Annotated in this window: 17 protein-coding genes; 10 read left to right on the plus strand and 7 right to left on the minus strand. The window is 66.7% G+C overall.

Annotated features, from left to right (window positions below):
* Together RT123_RS09410 and RT123_RS09415 are read left to right on the plus strand one after the other, a co-directional pair.
* Nucleotides 1-379: ribonucleotide-diphosphate reductase subunit beta (locus tag RT123_RS09410; protein ID WP_313008870.1), on the plus strand; the 379-nt coding region annotated here is incomplete at its 5' end.
* Nucleotides 380-472: 93 nt separating this feature from the next.
* The gene (locus RT123_RS09415) at nt 473-1,108 is read left to right on the plus strand and encodes a glutathione S-transferase family protein (protein ID WP_313008872.1); all 636 of its coding nucleotides are present in this window, start codon (nt 473-475) and stop codon (nt 1,106-1,108) included.
* Between the two features lie 6 nt (nt 1,109-1,114).
* On the opposite strand, the gene RT123_RS09420 is transcribed toward RT123_RS09415, so the two are convergent.
* Entirely contained in the window at nt 1,115-1,615 is a 501-nt protein-coding gene (locus RT123_RS09420; protein ID WP_313008873.1) for a hypothetical protein, read from the minus strand.
* 146 nt (nt 1,616-1,761) lie between these two features.
* Here RT123_RS09420 and RT123_RS09425 point away from each other — a divergent pair, with 146 nt between their 5' ends.
* The gene (locus RT123_RS09425; protein WP_313008875.1) at nt 1,762-2,025 is read left to right on the plus strand and encodes a hypothetical protein; all 264 of its coding nucleotides are present in this window, start codon (nt 1,762-1,764) and stop codon (nt 2,023-2,025) included.
* A gap of 66 nt (nt 2,026-2,091) precedes the next feature.
* Nucleotides 2,092-3,183: an NAD(P)-dependent alcohol dehydrogenase gene (locus RT123_RS09430; protein ID WP_313008876.1), complete on the plus strand. Its 1,092-nt coding sequence runs from the start codon at nt 2,092-2,094 to the stop codon at nt 3,181-3,183.
* 4 nt (nt 3,184-3,187) lie between these two features.
* Here RT123_RS09430 and RT123_RS09435 read toward each other — a convergent pair whose 3' ends face one another.
* Together RT123_RS09435 and RT123_RS09440 are read right to left on the minus strand one after the other, a co-directional pair.
* Nucleotides 3,188-4,660, minus strand: coding sequence for a HAMP domain-containing sensor histidine kinase (locus RT123_RS09435; protein WP_313008877.1), 1,473 nt, complete (start codon nt 4,658-4,660; stop codon nt 3,188-3,190).
* The gene (locus RT123_RS09440; RefSeq protein WP_165114511.1) at nt 4,657-5,406 is read right to left on the minus strand and encodes a TVP38/TMEM64 family protein; all 750 of its coding nucleotides are present in this window, start codon (nt 5,404-5,406) and stop codon (nt 4,657-4,659) included. Before RT123_RS09440 ends, RT123_RS09435 begins: the two co-directional genes overlap by 4 nt.
* Before the next feature lie 126 nt (nt 5,407-5,532).
* On the opposite strand from RT123_RS09440, the gene rpmH reads away from it, so the two are divergent.
* Genes rpmH through yihA form a run of 4 tightly spaced genes read left to right on the plus strand, consistent with a single transcriptional unit; the run spans nt 5,533 to nt 8,545 of the window.
* On the plus strand, nt 5,533-5,667 hold the full coding sequence (gene rpmH / locus RT123_RS09445; RefSeq protein ID WP_003164000.1) for a 50S ribosomal protein L34: 135 nt from the start codon (nt 5,533-5,535) through the stop codon (nt 5,665-5,667).
* A gap of 30 nt (nt 5,668-5,697) precedes the next feature.
* Nucleotides 5,698-6,102, plus strand: a complete 405-nt coding sequence (gene rnpA / locus RT123_RS09450) for a ribonuclease P protein component (RefSeq protein WP_137720379.1) — start codon at nt 5,698-5,700, stop codon at nt 6,100-6,102.
* The gene (gene yidC / locus RT123_RS09455) at nt 6,099-7,895 is read left to right on the plus strand and encodes a membrane protein insertase YidC (protein WP_313008879.1); all 1,797 of its coding nucleotides are present in this window, start codon (nt 6,099-6,101) and stop codon (nt 7,893-7,895) included. The genes rnpA and yidC overlap by 4 nt, the downstream gene beginning before the upstream one ends.
* Nucleotides 7,892-8,545 (plus strand): ribosome biogenesis GTP-binding protein YihA/YsxC, encoded by a 654-nt coding sequence (gene yihA / locus RT123_RS09460; RefSeq protein ID WP_313008880.1) that lies wholly within the window; start codon nt 7,892-7,894, stop codon nt 8,543-8,545. Before yidC ends, yihA begins: the two co-directional genes overlap by 4 nt.
* 95 nt (nt 8,546-8,640) lie before the next feature.
* Here yihA and RT123_RS09465 read toward each other — a convergent pair whose 3' ends face one another.
* The gene (locus RT123_RS09465) at nt 8,641-11,505 is read right to left on the minus strand and encodes a pitrilysin family protein (protein ID WP_313008881.1); all 2,865 of its coding nucleotides are present in this window, start codon (nt 11,503-11,505) and stop codon (nt 8,641-8,643) included.
* Between the two features lie 190 nt (nt 11,506-11,695).
* Between RT123_RS09465 and RT123_RS09470 the strand changes: the two genes are divergently transcribed.
* Complete coding sequence (locus RT123_RS09470) at nt 11,696-12,934, plus strand: argininosuccinate synthase (protein ID WP_066625161.1); 1,239 nt, start codon at nt 11,696-11,698, stop codon at nt 12,932-12,934.
* On the opposite strand, the gene RT123_RS09475 is transcribed toward RT123_RS09470, so the two are convergent.
* The 3 genes from RT123_RS09475 to RT123_RS09485 are packed head-to-tail and all read right to left on the minus strand — an operon-like array spanning nt 12,931 to nt 16,427.
* Nucleotides 12,931-14,232, minus strand: coding sequence for a PQQ-dependent sugar dehydrogenase (locus RT123_RS09475; protein WP_313008882.1), 1,302 nt, complete (start codon nt 14,230-14,232; stop codon nt 12,931-12,933). The two genes, RT123_RS09470 and RT123_RS09475, sit on opposite strands and share 4 nt — an antisense overlap.
* A gap of 43 nt (nt 14,233-14,275) precedes the next feature.
* Nucleotides 14,276-15,595 carry an acetyl-CoA hydrolase/transferase C-terminal domain-containing protein gene (locus RT123_RS09480; protein WP_313008883.1) on the minus strand — a complete coding sequence of 440 codons (1,320 nt, stop codon included), beginning with the start codon at nt 15,593-15,595 and terminating at the stop codon, nt 14,276-14,278.
* 55 nt (nt 15,596-15,650) lie between these two features.
* Nucleotides 15,651-16,427 (minus strand): phosphatase PAP2 family protein, encoded by a 777-nt coding sequence (locus RT123_RS09485; protein WP_313008884.1) that lies wholly within the window; start codon nt 16,425-16,427, stop codon nt 15,651-15,653.
* Between the two features lie 273 nt (nt 16,428-16,700).
* Here RT123_RS09485 and RT123_RS09490 point away from each other — a divergent pair, with 273 nt between their 5' ends.
* Nucleotides 16,701-18,590 carry a ribonucleoside-diphosphate reductase subunit alpha gene (locus RT123_RS09490; protein WP_066553809.1) on the plus strand — a complete coding sequence of 630 codons (1,890 nt, stop codon included), beginning with the start codon at nt 16,701-16,703 and terminating at the stop codon, nt 18,588-18,590.
* Nucleotides 18,591-18,825: the final 235 nt, after the last annotated feature.

An 18,825-nucleotide genomic window follows, 5' to 3' on the forward strand; every position in this document is an offset into this window, starting at 1 on the left:
CGTCACCAAGTCGGTCGCGGACGACATCGTCGACTGCTGCAAGACGGTGGTGAACATGGAGGACAAGTTCATCGACCTGGCCTTCGAGATGGGCTCGGTGCAGGGCATGACCCCCGAGGACATCAAACAATATATCCGCTTCATCGCCGACTGGCGCCTGCGCCAGCTGAAGCTGCCGGAAGTGTTCGGCGTGACGGAAAACCCGCTGCCGTGGCTGCAATCGTTGCTGTCGGGCGTCGAACACGCCAACTTCTTCGAGGCCCGCGCCACCGAATATTCCAAGGCGGCGACGCAGGGCGACTGGCACGGCGCCGACGGCGTCTGGAGCGAGTTCGATCGCATGATGGCGCGCCGCGACATGAGCATGGTCGCGGGCTGACCGGCCTCAAGCCGCGAAGCGACAGGCCGGGGGAATAGTCGGCCTCAAGCAGCGCCAAGCACGGTAGGCCCAACAAAAATGGGAGAGCACGCCATGAGCGAAGAGATCGTCTTCTACACCAACCCCATGTCGCGCGGACGCATCGTCCGCTGGATGCTGGAGGAGGTGGGCCAGCCCTATCGCACCGTCGTGGTCGACTATGCGGCGATGAAGTCGCCGGACTATCTGGCGATCAATCCGATGGGAAAGGTGCCGGCCATCGCCCATCGCGGCGTCGTCGTGACCGAATGCGCCGCAGTCTGCGCCTATCTAGCCGACGCCTTTCCTGAAGCCGGCCTGGCGCCGTCGACGGACGATCCGCTACGCGGCCTTTATTATCGCTGGATGTTCTTCGCCGCCGGGCCGGTCGAGGCGGCGGTGACGGCCAAGTCTCTGGGCCAACTGCCGCCGCCCGAGAAGTCGACCATGGTCGGCTACGGCTCGTTCGATCAGGTGATCGACGGGCTGGAACATGCGCTGGATCGCAGTCCGTGGATCCTTGGCGAGCGGTTCAGCGCCGCCGACGTCTATGTCGGCAGTCAGATCGCCTGGGGGCTGATGTTCAAGAGCCTGCCTGAACGGCCGGCCTTCACGGCTTATGCCGAACGGATCACGACACGCCCGGCCGCTGTGCGCGCCCGCGAAATCGACGACGCGCTGATCGCCGAGGCGAAAGCCAAGGCGGACTGATGACGTTTACTGCGCCGGCGCGACCCACGCCGGTCGGGCGGTGCAGGCGGGGCGGAAACCCGTGCGGCACAGTCGCACCTGTTCCTGCCAGGCGGCATAGTCGCGGTCGTATTTCTCCTGGGCCAAGCGGGCGGTCTCGGCGGCGGCGCGCGCCTGTTCCTCGGCCTGGCTGACCTCGATCTGATGACGGGCCAAGGCGGCGTCGTAGTTCAGCCGGTTGTCGGCGTCGGTCTTGTCGGCCAGCGCGTTCTGGGCGGCGATCTCGTCGTTCAGAGCGCGGGTGGTGCGCAGTTCCTCTTCGGTCTGCTGGGCGTCGCTGGCGCGATGATAGGCCTCGCCCCGCGCCTTCAGCAGGGCGTTGCGGCTGGCGGGATCGGCCGGGTCGGGCAGGGCGCGCTGATCGCGATAGGGGTCGGCGGTCGCTGGCGCCGTCGTCGTCTGGGCGGCGACGGGCGCGGTCAGGGCGGCGGCCAGCAGGGCGGCGGCGACGGCGGTGCGAACGATCATGACTGTCTCTCCCGAGGCCAAGGCGCTCTACGCAGCTTGGCCATTGTGATCCTGCTGCACAACGCCGCAGCGATGAAAAGGTGGCGAAAGGCTCGGCTTCGCGTCATGGTCGATCTCTCTCGACCGCAGCCTATCCGAGAAGACCGATGATCCTGAGCACCGCGTCCGGCGACTTCCCTATTCCTGCGGATGTCGCGCGCCAGTTGCCGAACGTGCCGGCTCTGCCCGATACGACCGCCGTGGACGCCCGGCTTCAGATCGATGACTTCCGCCATTGGCTGGACGCCTCGCCCGAGCACGCCATCGACTATGAGCGGCTGCGGCGCTGGCATCTGGTCCAGGAGGAGCTGGCGGCCCAGGCCAAGGCGGAGAACCGGCTCTTCGTCGTGTCCGACGACGGTCTGGAATAGGGCGACGCTGGAACGTCTTCGAGCGCGGGGGATTTCGGCAACATCCCCTTGCCCCCGGAGACTTTCATGTTCCAATCAATCGGTTACGGCGCAAAGACCGCCCGGTCCAAGCTCGAGCCCATGACGTTCGAGCGCGACGATCCCAAGCCCAACGAGCTGGTGATCGAGGTTCTTTACGCCGGCGTCTGCCACTCCGACATCCACCAGGTCAAAAACGAATGGGCCAACACGGTCTATCCGTGCGTGCCGGGCCACGAGATCGTCGGGCGGGTCAAACAGGCGGGCGCCGAGACTTCGCGCTTCAAGGAAGGCGATCTGGTTGGCGTCGGCTGCATGATCGACAGCTGCCGCCAATGCGAAGCCTGCAACGCCGGCGATCAAAACTACTGCGAGGGTCCGAACAGCTGGTTGGCGACCTATAACGGCCCCATGACGCCAGCGGCCGAGACCGAAGACGGCGCCAACATGTACGGCCGGGACAATACCTACGGCGGCTATTCCGATGTGGTGGTCGTGCCCGAGGACTTCGTGTTGCGCATCCCCGAAGGCCTGGACCCCAAGGCGGCCGCGCCCATCCTGTGCGCCGGCGTGACCACGTGGTCGCCGCTGAAACACTGGGGCGTCAAGGCGGGGGACAAGGTCGCCGTCCTGGGCTTTGGCGGTCTGGGCCATATGGCGGCCAAGCTGGCCAAGGCTCTGGGGGCGGAAGTGACCGTCCTGACTTCGACGCCGGAGAAGATCGAGGACGCCAAGCGGCTGGGCGCCGACGCGGCCCATATCGAGACGGACAAGACGGCCCTGGCGCCCCTGGCGGGGACGTTCGACTTCATCCTGTCCACCGTGCCCGAGAAGCACGAGATCGGCGCCCTGTTGGACCTGATGAAGCGCGATGCGGCCTTCATCGTCGTAGGCAATCTCGATGTCGTGGACGGGGTCGATAACTCCAAACTGGCCTTCAAACGCCAGACGGTCGGCGGCTCCTTGATCGGCAATCTTCAGGAAACCCAGGACGTCTTGGACTTCTGCGCCGCCAACGGCGTGGCCCCCGAGGTCGAAATGATCGACATCGCCGAGATCAACGACGCCTATGTGAAGATCGAGAACGGCGAGGCGCGCTACCGCTACGTCATCGACATGGCGACCCTGAAGGCGGCCTGATCGCCTAGCCGGGCAGGCGCAGTTCGAAGGCTGCGCCTGTTCCGTCGGTCTCGACCAGCCGCAGGTCGCCGCCGTGAAGGGCGGCCAGTTCGCGCGAGATGGTCAGGCCCAGGCCCGAACCGTCCGAGCTCTTTGAGCTCACAAAGGGTTCGAACAGGCGTTCGGCCAGACGCGGCGGAATGCCGGGGCCGTCGTCGGCGATGCGCACGACGCAGAAGCCGTCCTGACCAAAGGCGCTGACGGTGATGGCGCCCTTGCCGCGTCGCTCGGGCGGACGCGTCGGATCGGCCTCGATGGCCTGACGGGCGTTGCGCATCAGATTGACCAGGATGCGATACAGCTGATCCGGGTCGGCTTCGACGGCGAACCGGGGCGGCAGCTGTTTGACCAGGCGCACGCCGTCGGGGTCCAGTCCGGCGTCCTCGGCCGCCAGGGTCAGAGCCTTGGTCAGGACGACGCGGGTCTTCTGGGGGGCAGGCTCCTCGCTCTTTCCGTACTCCAACACATTGCGGGACAGGCCGGCGGCGCGACTGAGCGCGCGCTCCAGCCGGGGCAGAGCCTTGGCCACCTGCGGGTCGGCGGAGGTCGCCAGCCGCTCGGACGCCATCTGGGCCGAGGTCAGCATGTTGCGCAGGTCGTGGTTGATCTTGGCCACCGCCTCGCCCAGCGCGACTAGACGCGCGCGAGAGCGCAGGGAATGGCGCACCTCCTCCTGCATCCGGCTGAGTTCGCGCTCGACGCGGCCGATCTCGTCGTGGCGATCGGACGGCGCCTCGGCCTCGCTCTCGGGATCGGCGGCGAAACGCTCCATCGAGCGGGTGACGCGACGAAGCGGCCGCAGCACCAGCAGGGCCAGACCGCCATACAGCAGCGCGCCCGCCGTCACCGACACCAGCAGGGACACCAGCAGGCTGTTCAGCAGGAAGGCACGCAGTTCCAGCTTCAACGGCTGGGCGGGGGTGACGATCTCGATGAAGTCGCCCGAGCGATAGCGCGGCTTGGCCTGAACCCTCAGCGAGCGGTCCGGATGTCCGAACAGGGTGCGCCAAGGGTCGGTCAGGCGCGACCAGCTGTCCTGACGCCTGAGGTCGATCAGTTCGGGCGCGCGGGGCAGGTTGGGGGCCTGAAGCAGCAGGCGGCGCACGCCTTGCTCTGTCAGGGCGACCGCCTGAACCCCGCCGATCCGCATCAACTCGGCGGCCGTGTCGTCCTCGACCGCGCTATAGGGCAGGGCTTCGACCCCGACCGAGGCGAGTTCGGCGGCCTGGAGCCGGTCGCGCAGCCAGCGCTCATGGAAGGCCGCCAGGTTCGGGCCCAGGATCAGAGCCTCGACCGCCAGGGTGAAGGCGACGGTCAGCAGCAGCAGCCGCGCCGACAGACCGTCGGGCGCGCGCGGGGTCAGGCGCTCGCGCCAGAGATTGGCCTGGTCCGGCGTCAGGTTCAGCCGCGCCGCGATCCGGTCGAACAGGACGCTCATGCCGCCGTCGCCCCGATCCGCCGTGCACGGATCATCTGGAACAGCTTGATTCCGATGGGCAGCAGCAGGGACAGGAAGACCACGCCCATCAACGGCCAGAAGAACTGTTGCAGCAGCATCGGCAGGTCCGGCCGAACGCCGGCGCGCAGCAGGTCGCCCAGCTGCGATCCGATCCAGGTATAGATGAAGGTGGATGGCAGCAGGCCGATGAAGGTGGCGATGATGTAGGGCCTGAGCGGCACCGCCATCATCCCCGCCGTCGCGTTGACCAGGACGAAGGGCACGCTGGGGATCACGCGCAAGGTGAACAGGGTGGTGAAGGCGTTGCGGTCGATGCCCTTGGCCAGCCGATCCATGAAGCCGGCGTCGGCCTCGAACTTGGCGCGCAGCCACGAACCGATCGAGGTGCGATAGACATAATAGATGACGACCGAACCGATGGTGGCTCCCGTCGACTGGGCCAGGGCCCCGACATAGGGGCCGAACATCATCCCGCCCAGCAGGGTCAGGAAAACGGGTCCGGGAATGGTCGAGGCGGTCGCCAGGGCATAGACGGCGATGAAGGCGACCAGCGCGATCCACCAGTTCTGTTGCGCATAGGCCTGAAGGTTCAGCCCGTGCTCGCGGATCAGATCCATCGACAAATAGCGGTTCCAGCCCAAGGCGAAGAAGGCGATCACCAGGCCGGCGATGGCCGCCAACGGCGCCAGCCGCAGGGCCCATTCCTTCGCCGTTCGTTTCGCCATCCGTTTCATCGTCCCGAAATGCCGTCCGAGCGTTGACTCACGCGGACATGCGACTTATACGCCCGCCCTTCCTGCGGCGGACGCCTCTTGCCCCGTCGCCCAACCTTTTAACGTCAGGAGCCGACCGTGAAGCGGACCTATCAGCCGTCGCGACTCGTGCGCAAGCGCCGTCACGGCTTCCGCAGCCGGATGGCCACCAAGAACGGCCAGAAGATTGTTGCGCGCCGTCGCGCCAAGGGCCGCAAGCGCCTGACGGCGTAAGCGGCTTACGCGTCCGGATCTTTTGGACGCATGAGCGACCCTTTACAGATCAAGCGTCTGTTGCGGCGGCCCCAGTTCCTGGCGGCCGCCAAAGGCGTTTCCGAGGCGCGCGGCGCCGTGGTGATTCAGCGGCTGGAGCGCGGCGACGGTTCGCCGCACATCGGCCTGGGCTTCACCGCCACCAAGAAGATCGGCGGGGCGGTTCAGCGCAACCGCGCCAAACGCCGTCTGCGCGAGGCCGCACGGGCCATGCTGGCCCAGCATGGCGTGCCCGGAAGCGACTATGTCTTCATCGCCCGCATGGGCACGACCGAGCGTGCGTGGGACCGTCTGCTTGACGACGTGAAATCGACGCTTACAAGGCTGGCGACACCCAAGGCCAACAGGCCTTCGCACGCCCGCGCCCCCTCCGGCCAGGACCGCCAGAATCCATGAAAAACGAAAACACGCGCAACACGATCATCTTCATCGTGTGCTCGGTCCTGATCATGGGGATCTACTATTTCGCCGTGCTGCGTCCGCAGGCCGAGCGCCGCGCCGTGCAACAGCAGGCCCAGGCCGAGCAGTCGCAGACCGCTAACAACGCCGCGCGCACGGCGCTGAGCCCGCAGGGCCCGACCTTCGTCACCGACCGCAGCCAGGCGCTGAGCACCGCCGCGCGCGTGCCGATCCAGTCCGGCACGCTGAAGGGGTCGCTGTCGCTTCAGGGCGGCCGGATCGACGACCTGTTCCTGACCGACTACCGCGAGGTTCAGGACAAACCCCAGCCGGTGGAGCTGTTCCGCCCGCAGGGAATGCAGAACGCCTACTTCGCCCAGTTCGGCTGGACCGGCCCCAATGTCGCCGGCGGCGTGCCCGGACCCAATACCGTCTGGCGCCTGACCAATGGTTCGACCCTGACGCCGACGACTCCGGTCACCCTGACGTGGGACAACGGCCAGGGCCTGCGCTTCACGCGCGTGATCTCGGTCGACGACAAATACGTGTTCTCGGTGCAGGACACGGTCCAGAACCTGGGCACGCAGGCGATCACCATCGCCCCCTACGGCAGCGTCCAGCGCCAGGGCGTGCCGCCCGCAGCCGGCTCGTCGCACATCGTCCACGAGGGCGCGATCGGCACCTTCGGCAAGCCGGGCGACTACCGGACCGAGCAGAAGAAATACAAGGACTGGTTGAAGGAGCCGCGGATCGAGAATGCCTCGACCGGCGGCTGGCTGGGCATCACCGACAAATACTGGCTGGCGGCCCTGCTGCCCCAGCAGAACGAGGCGGTCGAAACCGAGTTCCGCGTGCGCGACCTGAACGGCGCCCAGCAGCTGGAAGCCAATGTCCTGGGCACCACCCGCACCATCCAGCCCGGCGCGACAGCGACCGAGACCCAACGCCTGTTCGCCGGTGTCAAGCGCGCCGAGGTGCTGAAATCCTATGAGCAGAGCCTGAACCTGCCTCGCTTCGTCTATGCGATCGACTGGGGGATGTTCTGGTTCCTGACGCGTCCGATCTTCTGGATCCTGGAGAACGTCTATGGCCTGGTCGGCAGCTTCGGCGTCGCCATTCTGGCCCTGACCGTCATCGTCAAGCTGGTGATGTTCCCGCTGGCCAACAACGCCTACGCCTCGATGTCCAAGATGCGGAACCTCCAGCCCAAGATGGAGGAGATCAAAAAGAAATTCAAAGACGACCCGCAGAAGCAGCAGCAGGAGACGATGGCCCTGTATCAGCGCGAGAAGATCAATCCGGTCGCCGGATGCCTTCCGCTGGTGCTGCAGATCCCGGTCTTCTACGCCCTGTACAAGGTGCTGACCGTAACCATCGAAATGCGTCACCAGCCGTTCTTGGGCTTCATCCATGACCTGTCGGCGCGCGACCCGTCGTCGATCTGGAACCTGTTCGGCCTGATCCCGTGGGATCCGGCGATGGCGCCGCTGATCGGCGGCCTGTTGGCCGGCCCGCTGCACCTGGGTCTGCTGGCGATCGCCTATGGTCTGACGATGTGGCTGCAGACGGCGATGAACCCGCCGGCGGCCGATCCGGTCCAGCGCCAGATCTTCCAGTTCATGCCGCTGCTGTTCACCTTCATTATGGCGCCGTTCGCGGCGGGTCTGCTGATCTACTGGGCCTGGTCCAACATCCTGACCATCCTGCAGCAGTATGTGATCATGCACCGCTACAAGGCCGAGAACCCGATCGATACCTTTTTCGCCCGGTTCAAGAAGTCACCGGCGTGATCGACGAGACCGAGTTCACGCCCGAGGACATCGAGGCGGCGCGCGTCCTGTTCGCGCGGCCTGCGACCTTCGTCATGGGCGCGGCCAAGATCGAGCAGTTGCCCGACCCCGATCTGCCCGAGATCGCCTTCGCGGGCCGCTCGAACGTGGGCAAGTCCAGCCTCATCAACGGGCTGGTGGGCATGCACAAGCTGGCCCGCGCCTCGAACGAGCCGGGCCGCACGCGCGAGGTCAACTTCTTCGACCTGGACGGCCGGATGCGTCTGGTCGACCTGCCCGGCTATGGCTGGGCCAAGGCGTCCAAGACCACGGTCAAGAAGTTCCAGGATCTGGGCCGCGACTATCTGCGCGGCCGGGTGACGCTGAAGCGGGTCTATCTGCTGATCGACAGCCGCCATGGGCTGAAGTCGGTGGATGCGGAGGCGCTGGATGCGCTGGACCTGGCCGCCGTCAGCTATCAGATCGTCCTGACCAAGGCCGACAAGCTGAAGAAGGGCGAGGGCGAGGCCGTGCAGGCCGCGACCCTGAAGGCGATCTCCAAACGCCCCGCCGCCTTCCCGGTGGTGGCCCTGACCTCGTCGGAAAAGGGTCTCGGTCTGCCCGAACTGCGCGCCGAGATCATGCGCACGACGAGCGCGACGCTGGATTAAAGGCTTCATCGTCGGGTCAGGCTCGAGCATGACGGCAAAGAGAAAAGGCCCGGAGATCGCTCTCCGGGCCTTCGTCGTTTCGGCTTGTCGTCGCCCTACTGGGCGGCGGGGGCCGCCGCGCGGACCTCGACAGGGATGCCCAGGGCGTCCAGTTGCGGCTTGACCACCGAGGCGTCGCCGACCACGACCCAGACGAACCTGGACGGGTCGATGGCGGCCTTGGCGGCGGCGTCCAGCTGGGCTGCGGTCAGGGCGTTGGTGCGTGCCGCGATGGTTTCCGGATAGTCGTCCGGACGGCCCAGCAGGGCGTTGGAGCGCATGGCGCCCAGGACGGCGGCCGAGGTCTCGTAGCTGCCGGCCAGACGGCGGGTGTTGCCGTTGATCGTGCGTTGAAGCTCCTCGGGCGTCACGCCCTTGCCGCCCGACAGGAAGTCGTTGAACTGCTGGTTCAGGGCTTCGATAGCCGGGCCGGTCTTGTCGGCCTGGACCGGGGCGGTGACCAGATAGGGCACGCGTCCGGCGAACGGATTGACCGAGGCGTTGACGCCGTAGGACCAGCTCTTGGTCTCACGCAGATCCGAGTTGATGCGCGACAGGAAGTCGTTGCCGAGCACATTGTTCGCCGCGTTCAGCACCAACAGGTCGTCGGTGCCCGACAGGCCCAGGACCTCGCCGCCCATGATGTAGGACTGGGGAGATTGCGGGCGGTCGATCAGCACGATCTTGGGCGTCGCGGCCGGGATCGGGGCCGAGAAGTCCTTGACGGCCTTGGCCGATGCGGGCGGCACCCATTGACCGAAGGCGCTGTCCAGGATCGGCGTCAGCTCGGCCAGGGGCCGGTCGGAGACGACGAACAACTTGGCGTTGTCCGGGCGGATCCACTTGGCGTAGTCGGCGCGGATATCGGCGTCGGTGATCGCCTTGACGCTGGCCTCGTCGCCATTGCCGCTGAACGGACGGCCATAGGGGCTGTTCGGCCCATACATCAGTTCCGGCAAGGCGCGGCTGGCCAGGGCGGCCGGCTGGGTCCGCTCGGCGGCGATGCGCGACAGGCGGGTGGCGCGCAGGCGCTCCAGCTCGGTCGGGGCGAAGGCGGGATTGCGCACCACCTCGGCCATCAGATCCACCGAAGGCTTCAGGTTCGGCGTCACCGCCGACAGCTGCACGACCGAGCTGTCCATCGTCGCCCCGGTGGTGATGGTTGCGCCCAGGGCTTCCTGAGCCTCGGCCAGCTGCGTGGCGTTCAGGGTGCGCGTGCCCTCGTCCATCAGGTCCAGCATCAGGGTCTGCAGACCCAGTTTGGAGCGGTCGTCGGCGGCCAGGCCGGCGTCGAAGTCGAGCGCGATCTTCGTCGTCAGGGTGGCGTCGCGCTGGGCGTAGATCACCTCCATGCCGTTCGACAGGCGGGTGCGCTCGACGGCCGGGAAGTCGACGTTGGCGACCTGACCGATCTCGGGCTTGGGCATGCGCGGCTTGCGCTCGATTTCCGGGGCCGGGGTGCGGTTGGCGCCGGACGGCGCGGCGGCCGCCTCCTGATAGGCTTCGCGCTGGCCGGGCAGGGTGGTCAGCGTATAGGCCGGACGGGTCAGCCACTTCTGCATCGCCGCCTTGACCTGGGCCGGCGTGACGGCGGCGTAGGCGGCCAGCTCCTTCTTGTAGAACTCCGGATCGCTGGCATAGAGCTGGCCCTCGGCGAGCGCCGTGGCCTTGCCGCCGAAGCCGCCGACCTGTTCCAGGCCCTGGATGCGACGCGAGGCGTATTGGGTGACGACGCGGTTGATCTCGTCCTGCGTGGGGCCGTTCGCGATCAGGCCGTTCAGGATTTCACGCATCCGCGCCTCGACGGCGGCGGGGTCTTCGCCCGGCTTGATCGTGGCGCTCATCTCGAAGATGCCGACGCGGTGGAAGGCGCTGTTGCCGGCGCTGGCCGAGACGGCGGTCTGCTCGCCGCGCACCAGCTCATTGTCCAAGCGCGAGGAGGCCAGGCCGCCTAGGACCGATGCGGCGACGCTGAGCGGCACCGAATCCGGGTCCAGCATGCCGGGAACGGCCCAGCTGACCTCGACCTGGGCGTTCGAGACGCGGTCATGGGTGGTTTCGCTGAGCGGGGCGGACAGGGTCGGCACCGGGGCCTGGGCGGGATTGTTCACCGGACCCTTGGCGATCGGGCCGAAGTATTTGTCGGTCAGTTCACGCGCCTTGGCGGGGGTAATGTCGCCGGCCAGCACCAGAACGGCGTTGTTGGGGCCATAGTTGGAGGTGAACCAGTCGCGCACCGTCTGCATCGAAGCGGCGTCCAGGTCGGCCATCGAACCGATGGTCGAGTGGCGATAGGGGTGGCCTTCGGGGAACAGGGCTTCCAGTTGCTTGTATTGGTTCAGGCCATAGGGCTGGTTGTCGCCCTGGCGCTTTTCGTTCTGGACGACGCCGCGTTGCAGATCGAGCGTCTCCTGGCTGATGGCGCCCAGCATGTAGCCCATGCGGTCGCTTTCCATGAACAGGGCCTGTTCCAGCGCCGGAGTCGGGACCGTCTCGAAATAGTTGGTGCGGTCGAAATAGGTGGTCCCGTTCATGTCGGTCGCGCCCATGTTGCGCATCGGCGTGAAATAGCTGCCGGGCGCATTTTCCGAGCCGCCGAACATCAGGTGTTCGAACAGGTGGGCGAAGCCGGTCTTGCCGGCCGGCTCGTCCTTGGAGCCGACATTGTACCAGACCGAGACGGCGACGACGGGAGCCTTGTGATCCTCATGGACCAGGACGGTCAGGCCGTTGTCGAGGGTGAACTTGGTGTAGGGGATGTCGACTTCGTTGATCAGCTGCGACACCGGCGCGGCCTGGACGGCGGGCGCGGCGGCCTGACCGGCGGCCTGGGCGGCGGGTGTAGAGGCCGCGGAGGCCCAGACGGGCGTTGAAACCGCCAGAAGGGCGGCGGCGGCGACGAGAGAGCCAGTGCGGCGCATGCGATATCCTCGGGATTGCAGTTGGAGGGGACCATAACGCCGGTCTGCGGTCTGGCAACGCGACCAAATGGAACATGACGAAAGGTTCATGTTCTCCCCCGCGCGACCCGGAAAAGGTTGCATCGCCGCACCCCCGGTCTTATGCGCGCGTCAACTCCCCGACTGACCGCCCCTTGCTGAAAGAGCCGCCATGTCCGCCCCCGCCGACAAGCCCGTCAAGAAAGTCGTCCTCGCCTATTCGGGCGGGCTGGACACCTCGATCATCCTGAAGTGGCTCCAGACCGAATATAACGCCGAGGTGGTGACCTTCACCGCCGACCTGGGCCAGGGCGAAGAGTTGGGCCCGGCGCGCGAGAAGGCGCTGAAGCTGGGCATCAAGCCCGAGAACATCTTCATCGACGACCTGCGCGAAGAGTTCGTGCGCGACTTCGTCTTCCCCATGTTCCGCGCCAACGCCCAATATGAGGGCGACTATCTGCTGGGCACCTCCATCGCCCGCCCCCTGATCTCCAAGCGCCAGATCGAGATCGCGCGTCAGGTCGGCGCCGACGCCGTCTGTCACGGCGCGACCGGCAAGGGCAACGATCAGGTCCGGTTCGAGCTGGGCTACTATGCGCTGGAGCCCGACATCCGCGTCATCGCGCCGTGGCGCGAGTGGGAGTTCCGCAGTCGCGAGGCCCTGCTGGACTTCGCCGAGAAGAACCAGATCCCCATCGCCAAGGACAAGCGCGGCGAGGCGCCCTTCAGCGTCGACGCCAACCTTCTGCACTCCTCGTCCGAGGGCAAGGTGCTGGAAGACCCGGCGGTCGAGGCCCCCGAGTTCGTCCACCAGCGCACGATCAGCCCAGAAGACGCGCCGGACGTGGCGACGGTCATCGAGATCGGCTTTGAAAAGGGCGACGCCGTCTCGATCAATGGCGAGGCCATGTCGCCCGCCACGATCCTGACCGCCCTGAACCAGTATGGCCACGACAACGGCATCGGTCGCCTGGACCTGGTCGAGAACCGTTTCGTCGGCATGAAGTCGCGCGGCGTCTATGAGACCCCCGGCGGGACCATCCTGATCGCGGCGCACCGCGGCATCGAAAGCATCACCCTGGACGGCGGCTCCATGCACCTGAAGGACCAGCTGATGCCGAAGTACGCCGAGCTGATCTACAACGGCTTCTGGTTCTCGCCCGAGCGCGAGATGCTTCAGGCCGCCATCGACAAGAGCCAGGAAAACGTCTCCGGCACGGTCAAGGTCAAGCTGTACAAGGGCAATGTCTCGGTCATCGGCCGCGAAAGCCCCAACAGCCTGTACGATCAGGATCTGGTGACGTTCGAAGAAGGCGTCCAGGCCTATGACCACAAGGACGCGGCCGGCTTCATCAAGCTGAACGCCCTGCGCCTACGCGTCCTGGCCAAGCGCGACGCGCGCAAGAGCTAGGGCGTCTTATCCGACCGAGCGATCCTCAAGATCGCCCGGTTTCGGTCGTCCGTGACCCAGAGCGATCCGTCGGCGGCGACGGCCAGCACGACCGGCGCGCCGCGCGGCTGACGGCCTGCGACCGTGTCCCAGCCCGGCGTCAGAACCTTGCCGCGCAGGCTGGGCGCGCCGGCGGGATAGGGCAGGGCGCCGCGCGGATAGATGGCGTAGCGACCGCCGATGTCGGTCAGGGGGCGGCCCTCGCCGTCCGTCTCGGCCGCCACGATCCGGCCGCCCGCGCGACGATAGCCGTGCCAGCTCATCAGCAGCCGGCCGCGCAGTTCGGGGAACATCGCCCCATCGTAATAGATCAGGTCCAGCGGCGCGGCGTGGGGCGGCAGCAGGGCGACCGGGCGGTCGCGCTGGCCGCATCGCGTCTGGGCCGCGCTCCAGCCCGGCAGGGGCGTCGCCAGATCGACGCAATAGGGCCAGCCGTAATGGCCGCCCTGACGCAGGACATTGATCTCGTCATAGGGATGGTCGGGCGTGGTCAGGTCGACCGAGTTCTCGCCTTGCAGGATCGTGCCCGACGGGTGCCGCACGAGGGCGATGGAGTTGCGCAGGCCGGAGGCGAAGACGGTGCTGTCCTCGGCCCAGCGGCCGTTGCCCAGATAGGCGTGACGCCGCACTTGGGCCGTCGCCGCGCTGTCGATGCAGGCGCCCGCCGCATTGGCGCGCGCTCTGCCCCGCGCATCCACGCAGCGGTCGCTGGGGGCGCCGACATTGACCAGCAGGTCGCCGTTGGCGTCGAAGACGAAGCTGGACAGCGGGTGGCGATTGGCGTGCAGCCGATTGTCGGGCAGGTCGCCGATCACGGTGCGCACCGTCGCCGCCGGACCGGCCGCGTCGGGGTCCAGCATCAGGATGCGGTTCATCTCGGACACATAGACGCGCCCGTCCGGCCCGCGCGCCGCCGTGTGCGGCATGTTCAAGCCTTGGGCCAGCCGTCGCCAGCGCGGCGCACCGTCGGCGCCGAACGACAGCCGCCAGATCGCGCCATTGCCCGGATACCAGTTGCCGAGATCCGTCACCAACCAGTCGCCGTTGGGTAGCGCCAGCAGGCCGCGCGGCATTCGCGGTCCCTCGGCCCCCGCGCCCTGCCAGACCAGTCCCAGGCAATAGCCGGGCGCCATCCGCACGCTGGTCATGGGGCGACCGCTGCAGTCGCCATCGGTGGCATAGGCGGCTTGGGCCACCCTCGCGCTGGCAGGCGCGGCGACCAGCAGGGACAGCAGGGCCAGCAGGCGGATGGTCTTCATGACGCCAGAAGCCCCGACAGACGGTCCAAGATCAAGCGCGGCGTCAGATCAGGCCCTGCTCGCGCGCCGCCGCCGTCAGGTCGTCGCGAAACTCCGGCGCGGCCAAGGCGATCAGGGCGCGGGCGCGCTCGCTGGACGACTTGCCCTTCAGATTGGTCCAGCCGTGTTCGGTGGCGACGATGTGCGTGTCGTTGCGCGGGGTGGTGACCGGCCCGTCCAGACGCGCGACGATGCGAGAGGCCGTGCCCTTCGCCGCCGTGGAATGACAGGCGATGATCGACTTGCCGCCCTCCGATCCATAGGCGCCGCGCACGAAGTCCAGTTGACCCCCGGCGGCCGTGAACTGGCGCCCGTTCAGAAACTCCGAGCAGCAGGCGCCGGTCAGGTCGACCTGAAGCGTGGCGTTGACCGAGATCATCTTCGCATTGCGCGCGATCACGGCGGGGTCGTTCACATAGGAGACCGGATGGGCCTCCATGCCGCGATTGCCGTCCAGGAAATCATAGGTGTTGAGGTCGCCCATCGAGAAGGCGAAGACGCCCACGCCGGGATGCAGGGTCTTGCGGGCATGGTTGGCCACGCCGGCCTGCATCAGCTCGACCAGGCCGGGCGTCAGCATCTCGGTGTGAACGCCCAGATCGCGGTGGTCCATCAGGGCGTCGCAGACGGCGTTGGGCAGGGCGCCGATCCCCATCTGAAGCGTCGCCCCGTCCTCGACCAGGCCGGCGATAATGCGGCCGATGGCCAGGTCCGCCGGCTGAGGCTCGGCGCGCGGCACGACCAGCAGGGGCGCGGCATGTTCGACGATGCCGGCGACCTGGGACACATGGACGGTGCAGTCGCCGAACACGCGCGGCATGTGCGGATTGACCTCGACGATCACGGTCTTCGCCGTCTGCGACACCGGCTTGGCGTAATCGGTGTTGGTCCCGAACGAGAAGAAGCCGTCCGCATCCATCGGCGAGACGGTGCAGATCAGAGTGTCCACCTTGACCTCGTCGCACAACAGGCGGGGCGACTGCTGAAAGCCCGTGGGGATGAACTGCACGGGGTTGGGGCGACCCTCCTCGTGCGCGCGCTGTTCCAGCCGGCGTTCGATGGCGCTGTGGAACAGGCTCCAGGGGCGGATCCAGTCCATCAGTTCATAGCGCAGCACCGTCTCCCCGGCGATGGCGGTCGAGAGCAGATAATAGAGGTTCACATCCTCCACCTCGCCGTGCGCGGCCCGGTCTGCCAAGGCCTTGAGCAGGGCCGGCGGCTGGGACACGCCAAGGCCCATGGCGACCTTGGCGCCCGGCACGATCAGGGTGGCGGCCTGGTCGGGGGTCTTCAGGCGTTCGGCGTAGAGGGCGGCGTGATCCATGGCGTGCGTCTCCGACATGTCTTCAGACTAGCCTGCCGCGAGGCGGATGGCGGGCCTAGACTTTGGTAGGGTCGGGGGCGGCTTCGATCGGGGAGGCTTCGTCCTGCAGCGCCGCACGGTGGCGCTTCTGCCAGCGCGCCACCCCATAGGCGACCAGCCACAGGGCCATGGCCCAAGCCGCGCCGACCGCCCAGCCGGCGAAGACGTCGGTGGCCCAGTGCGCGCCCAGATAGATGCGCGTCAGCCCGACCAGCAGGGCCAGCAGAATGCCGACGCCCAGGACGAAGACCTTGAACCGCTCGCGCGGGAAGGCGCGGGTCAGCATGACGGCGACGCTGAGATAGAAGACGGTGGACAAGAGGGCGTGGCCGGAGGGGAAGCTGGCGTTGATCGTCTCTACCGCCTGAGCGGCGGCAGGGGGGCGGGCGCGTTCGAACACCGCCTTCAGGCCCTCCGAGAGCACGACGCCGCCGGCCAGGCCAACGACCAGCAGCAGGGACGACAGCCATTTCCGCTGGCTCAGCAGGAAGACGATCACGATCAGGGCGAACAGGCCCAGCACAGAGATGCCGCCCAGCGAGGTGATATCCGCCGCTGCCTCCTTTAGCCACCACGGCCCCCACGGCCGGCCTGGATCGTCGGCATAAGGCCGCATCAGCGCCAGGACATGAAGATCGAAGGCCTGGCCCTCGCCCTCGGTCATCTCATCGGCGAGACCGGCGAAGGTCAGAACGCCGCCGGCGACGACCAGCAGAGCCAGAAGCGCGGCGATTTCCGTGCGGGCGACCGTCAGGGCGCGTATCAAAAAGGCGCGTAAGTCAGAAAGCGTCATGGGCGAGCCAACGGCCAAGCTGGGCAGTCGTTCCGATCACGCGTTCGTGATCATACCGTCGCAGGCTCGTAAAACGGACGTGCTGGCTTGCACGCGGGCTTTTCCCCAGACGGCTGGGACTTGTCCGACCGATTCGCCCACAATGGTCGGCGTCAACCCGTTGACGGGTCATTAGGCATATGCGCCCTATATGTGGGCTCGGGGAGCGCAGAGGCCACAAGATGATGTGGTCGCGGCGCGGGCGGCTCAAACGACTTTTTGTTCAGGACGCAGATGACCATGGCTGGCGGCGAGGCATTGAAGACGACGGAATTCCAAGGCGTTGCGGCGACGCCGACGCCGGAGCGCCCCCACCTGACCGTGGTCAAATCGGTCCAGGTCGACCGCTCGCGCGACGATCTGCTGACCGACTTCGGCAAGAAGACGCTGGAAGATCGCTATCTGCTGCCGGGCGAAAGCTATCAGGACATGTTCGCGCGGGTCTCGACCGCCTTCTCGGACGACGCTGAACACGCCCAGCGCCTGTATGACTATATGAGCCGCCTGTGGTTCATGCCGGCGACCCCGGTCCTGTCGAACGGCGGCGCGGATCGCGGCCTGCCCATCTCCTGCTTCCTGAACGCGGTGGGCGATAGCCTGGACGGCATCCAGAACGTCTGGAACGAGAACGTGGCCCTGGCCTCCAACGGCGGCGGCATCGGCACCTATTGGGGCGGCGTCCGCTCCATCGGCGAAAAGGTGAAGGGCGCGGGCAAGACCTCGGGCATCATCCCCTTCATCCGCGTGATGGACAGCCTGACGCTGGCGATCAGCCAGGGTTCGCTGCGCCGCGGTTCGGCCGCCGTCTATCTGGACATCCACCACCCGGAAATCGAAGAGTTCCTGGAGATCCGCAAACCGTCGGGCGACTTCAATCGCAAGTCCCTGAACCTGCACCACGGCATCAACGTCACCGACGAGTTCATGGAGGCGGTCAAGGTCGGCGGAACCTTCGACCTGAAGTCGCCCAAGGACGGCGCGGTCATGAAGACCGTCGACGCCCGTTCGCTGTGGACCAAGCTGCTCGACATCCGCATGCAGACCGGCGAGCCCTATCTGATCTTCTCGGACACGGTGAACCGCCAGATGGCGCCGCACCAGCGCGACCTGGGCCTGAAGGTCAAACAGTCGAACCTGTGCGCCGAGATCATGCTGCACACCGGCCGCGACCACCTCGGCGTGGACCGGACCGCCGTCTGCTGCCTGTCGTCGGTCAACGCCGAGACCTTCTTGGAATGGCGCGAGGAGCCGCGCTTCGTCGAGGATTTGATGCGGTTCCTGGACAATGTGCTGGAGGACTTCATCCGCCGCGCCCCGTCCGCCATGGCCGCCGCCGTCTATTCGGCCAAGCGCGAGCGTTCGGTGGGTCTGGGCCTGATGGGCTTCCACTCCTTCCTGCAGGGGCAGGGCGTGGCCTTCGAAAGCGCCATGGCCAAGTCGTGGAACATGCGTCTGTTCAAGCATCTGCGTCGCGAGGCCGACAAGGCTAGCCGCCTGCTGGCCGAAGAGAAGGGCCCGTGCCTGGACGCTGAGGAACGCGGCGTGATGGAGCGGTTCAGCCACAAGCTGGCCATCGCCCCGACCGCCTCGATCTCGATCATCTGCGGCGGCACGTCCGCCGGCATCGAGCCGATCCCGGCCAACATCTACACCCACAAGACCCTGTCGGGCTCGTTCGCGGTCAAGAACCCCTATCTGGAGCGCCTGCTCGACGAAAAGGGCATCAACACCGAGGCGGTGTGGAGCTCCATCCTGGAGAACGAAGGTTCGGTTCAGCACCTCGACGCCCTGAACGAGGACGAGAAGGGCGTGTTCAAGACCGCCTTCGAACTGGACCAGCGCTGGGTGATCGAACTGGCCGCCGACCGCGCGCCGGAAATCTGCCAGGCCCAGTCGCTGAACCTGTTCATCCCCGGCGACGTGAACAAATGGGACCTGCACATGCTGCACTGGTCCGCCTGGGAACGCGGCGTGAAATCGCTCTACTATCTACGCTCTAAGTCGGTGCAGCGCGCCGCCTTCGCAGGCGCCGAGGACAAGGCGGAAGAGGTGATCGATCCCAATCAGCCGGATCTCTTCTCCCTACCCAAGACCGACTACGACGAATGCCTGGCCTGCCAATAAGGCCATCTGCACCAAACGACCCGAAGGGCTCCGCGACAGCGGGGCCCTTTTTCGTTTGGGAACCGCTGCTGGTCGTCCTCGTTCAAAAGCGACGAAACCATGACCAAAAGCCGTTGGACTCTTGCGCCTGAGGGTTGCAGTGTGTGTCCAGCGGATCGGTGGGGAGACCGGATGCGATTAAAGGCCTGCATTGTCGGCTTTGGGGGCGTGTTGGCTATGGTCGGCGCGAGCGCCG

It is taken from the genome of Brevundimonas vesicularis (genome assembly GCF_032067225.1).
GTDB lineage: Bacteria > Pseudomonadota > Alphaproteobacteria > Caulobacterales > Caulobacteraceae > Brevundimonas > Brevundimonas vesicularis_F.

Coding starts and splice junctions, on each gene's coding strand:
- RT123_RS09415 (WP_313008872.1), top strand. CDS start 473: ATGAGCGAAGAGATCGTCTTCTACACCAACCCCATGTCGCGCGGACGC.
- RT123_RS09420 (WP_313008873.1), bottom strand. CDS start 1,615: ATGATCGTTCGCACCGCCGTCGCCGCCGCCCTGCTGGCCGCCGCCCTG.
- RT123_RS09425 (WP_313008875.1), top strand. CDS start 1,762: ATGATCCTGAGCACCGCGTCCGGCGACTTCCCTATTCCTGCGGATGTC.
- RT123_RS09430 (WP_313008876.1), top strand. CDS start 2,092: ATGTTCCAATCAATCGGTTACGGCGCAAAGACCGCCCGGTCCAAGCTC.
- RT123_RS09435 (WP_313008877.1), bottom strand. CDS start 4,660: ATGAGCGTCCTGTTCGACCGGATCGCGGCGCGGCTGAACCTGACGCCG.
- RT123_RS09440 (WP_165114511.1), bottom strand. CDS start 5,406: ATGGCGAAACGAACGGCGAAGGAATGGGCCCTGCGGCTGGCGCCGTTG.
- rnpA (WP_137720379.1), top strand. CDS start 5,698: ATGAGCGACCCTTTACAGATCAAGCGTCTGTTGCGGCGGCCCCAGTTC.
- yidC (WP_313008879.1), top strand. CDS start 6,099: ATGAAAAACGAAAACACGCGCAACACGATCATCTTCATCGTGTGCTCG.
- RT123_RS09465 (WP_313008881.1), bottom strand. CDS start 11,505: ATGCGCCGCACTGGCTCTCTCGTCGCCGCCGCCGCCCTTCTGGCGGTT.
- RT123_RS09470 (WP_066625161.1), top strand. CDS start 11,696: ATGTCCGCCCCCGCCGACAAGCCCGTCAAGAAAGTCGTCCTCGCCTAT.
- RT123_RS09475 (WP_313008882.1), bottom strand. CDS start 14,232: ATGAAGACCATCCGCCTGCTGGCCCTGCTGTCCCTGCTGGTCGCCGCG.
- RT123_RS09480 (WP_313008883.1), bottom strand. CDS start 15,595: ATGGATCACGCCGCCCTCTACGCCGAACGCCTGAAGACCCCCGACCAG.
- RT123_RS09485 (WP_313008884.1), bottom strand. CDS start 16,427: ATGACGCTTTCTGACTTACGCGCCTTTTTGATACGCGCCCTGACGGTC.
- RT123_RS09490 (WP_066553809.1), top strand. CDS start 16,701: ATGACCATGGCTGGCGGCGAGGCATTGAAGACGACGGAATTCCAAGGC.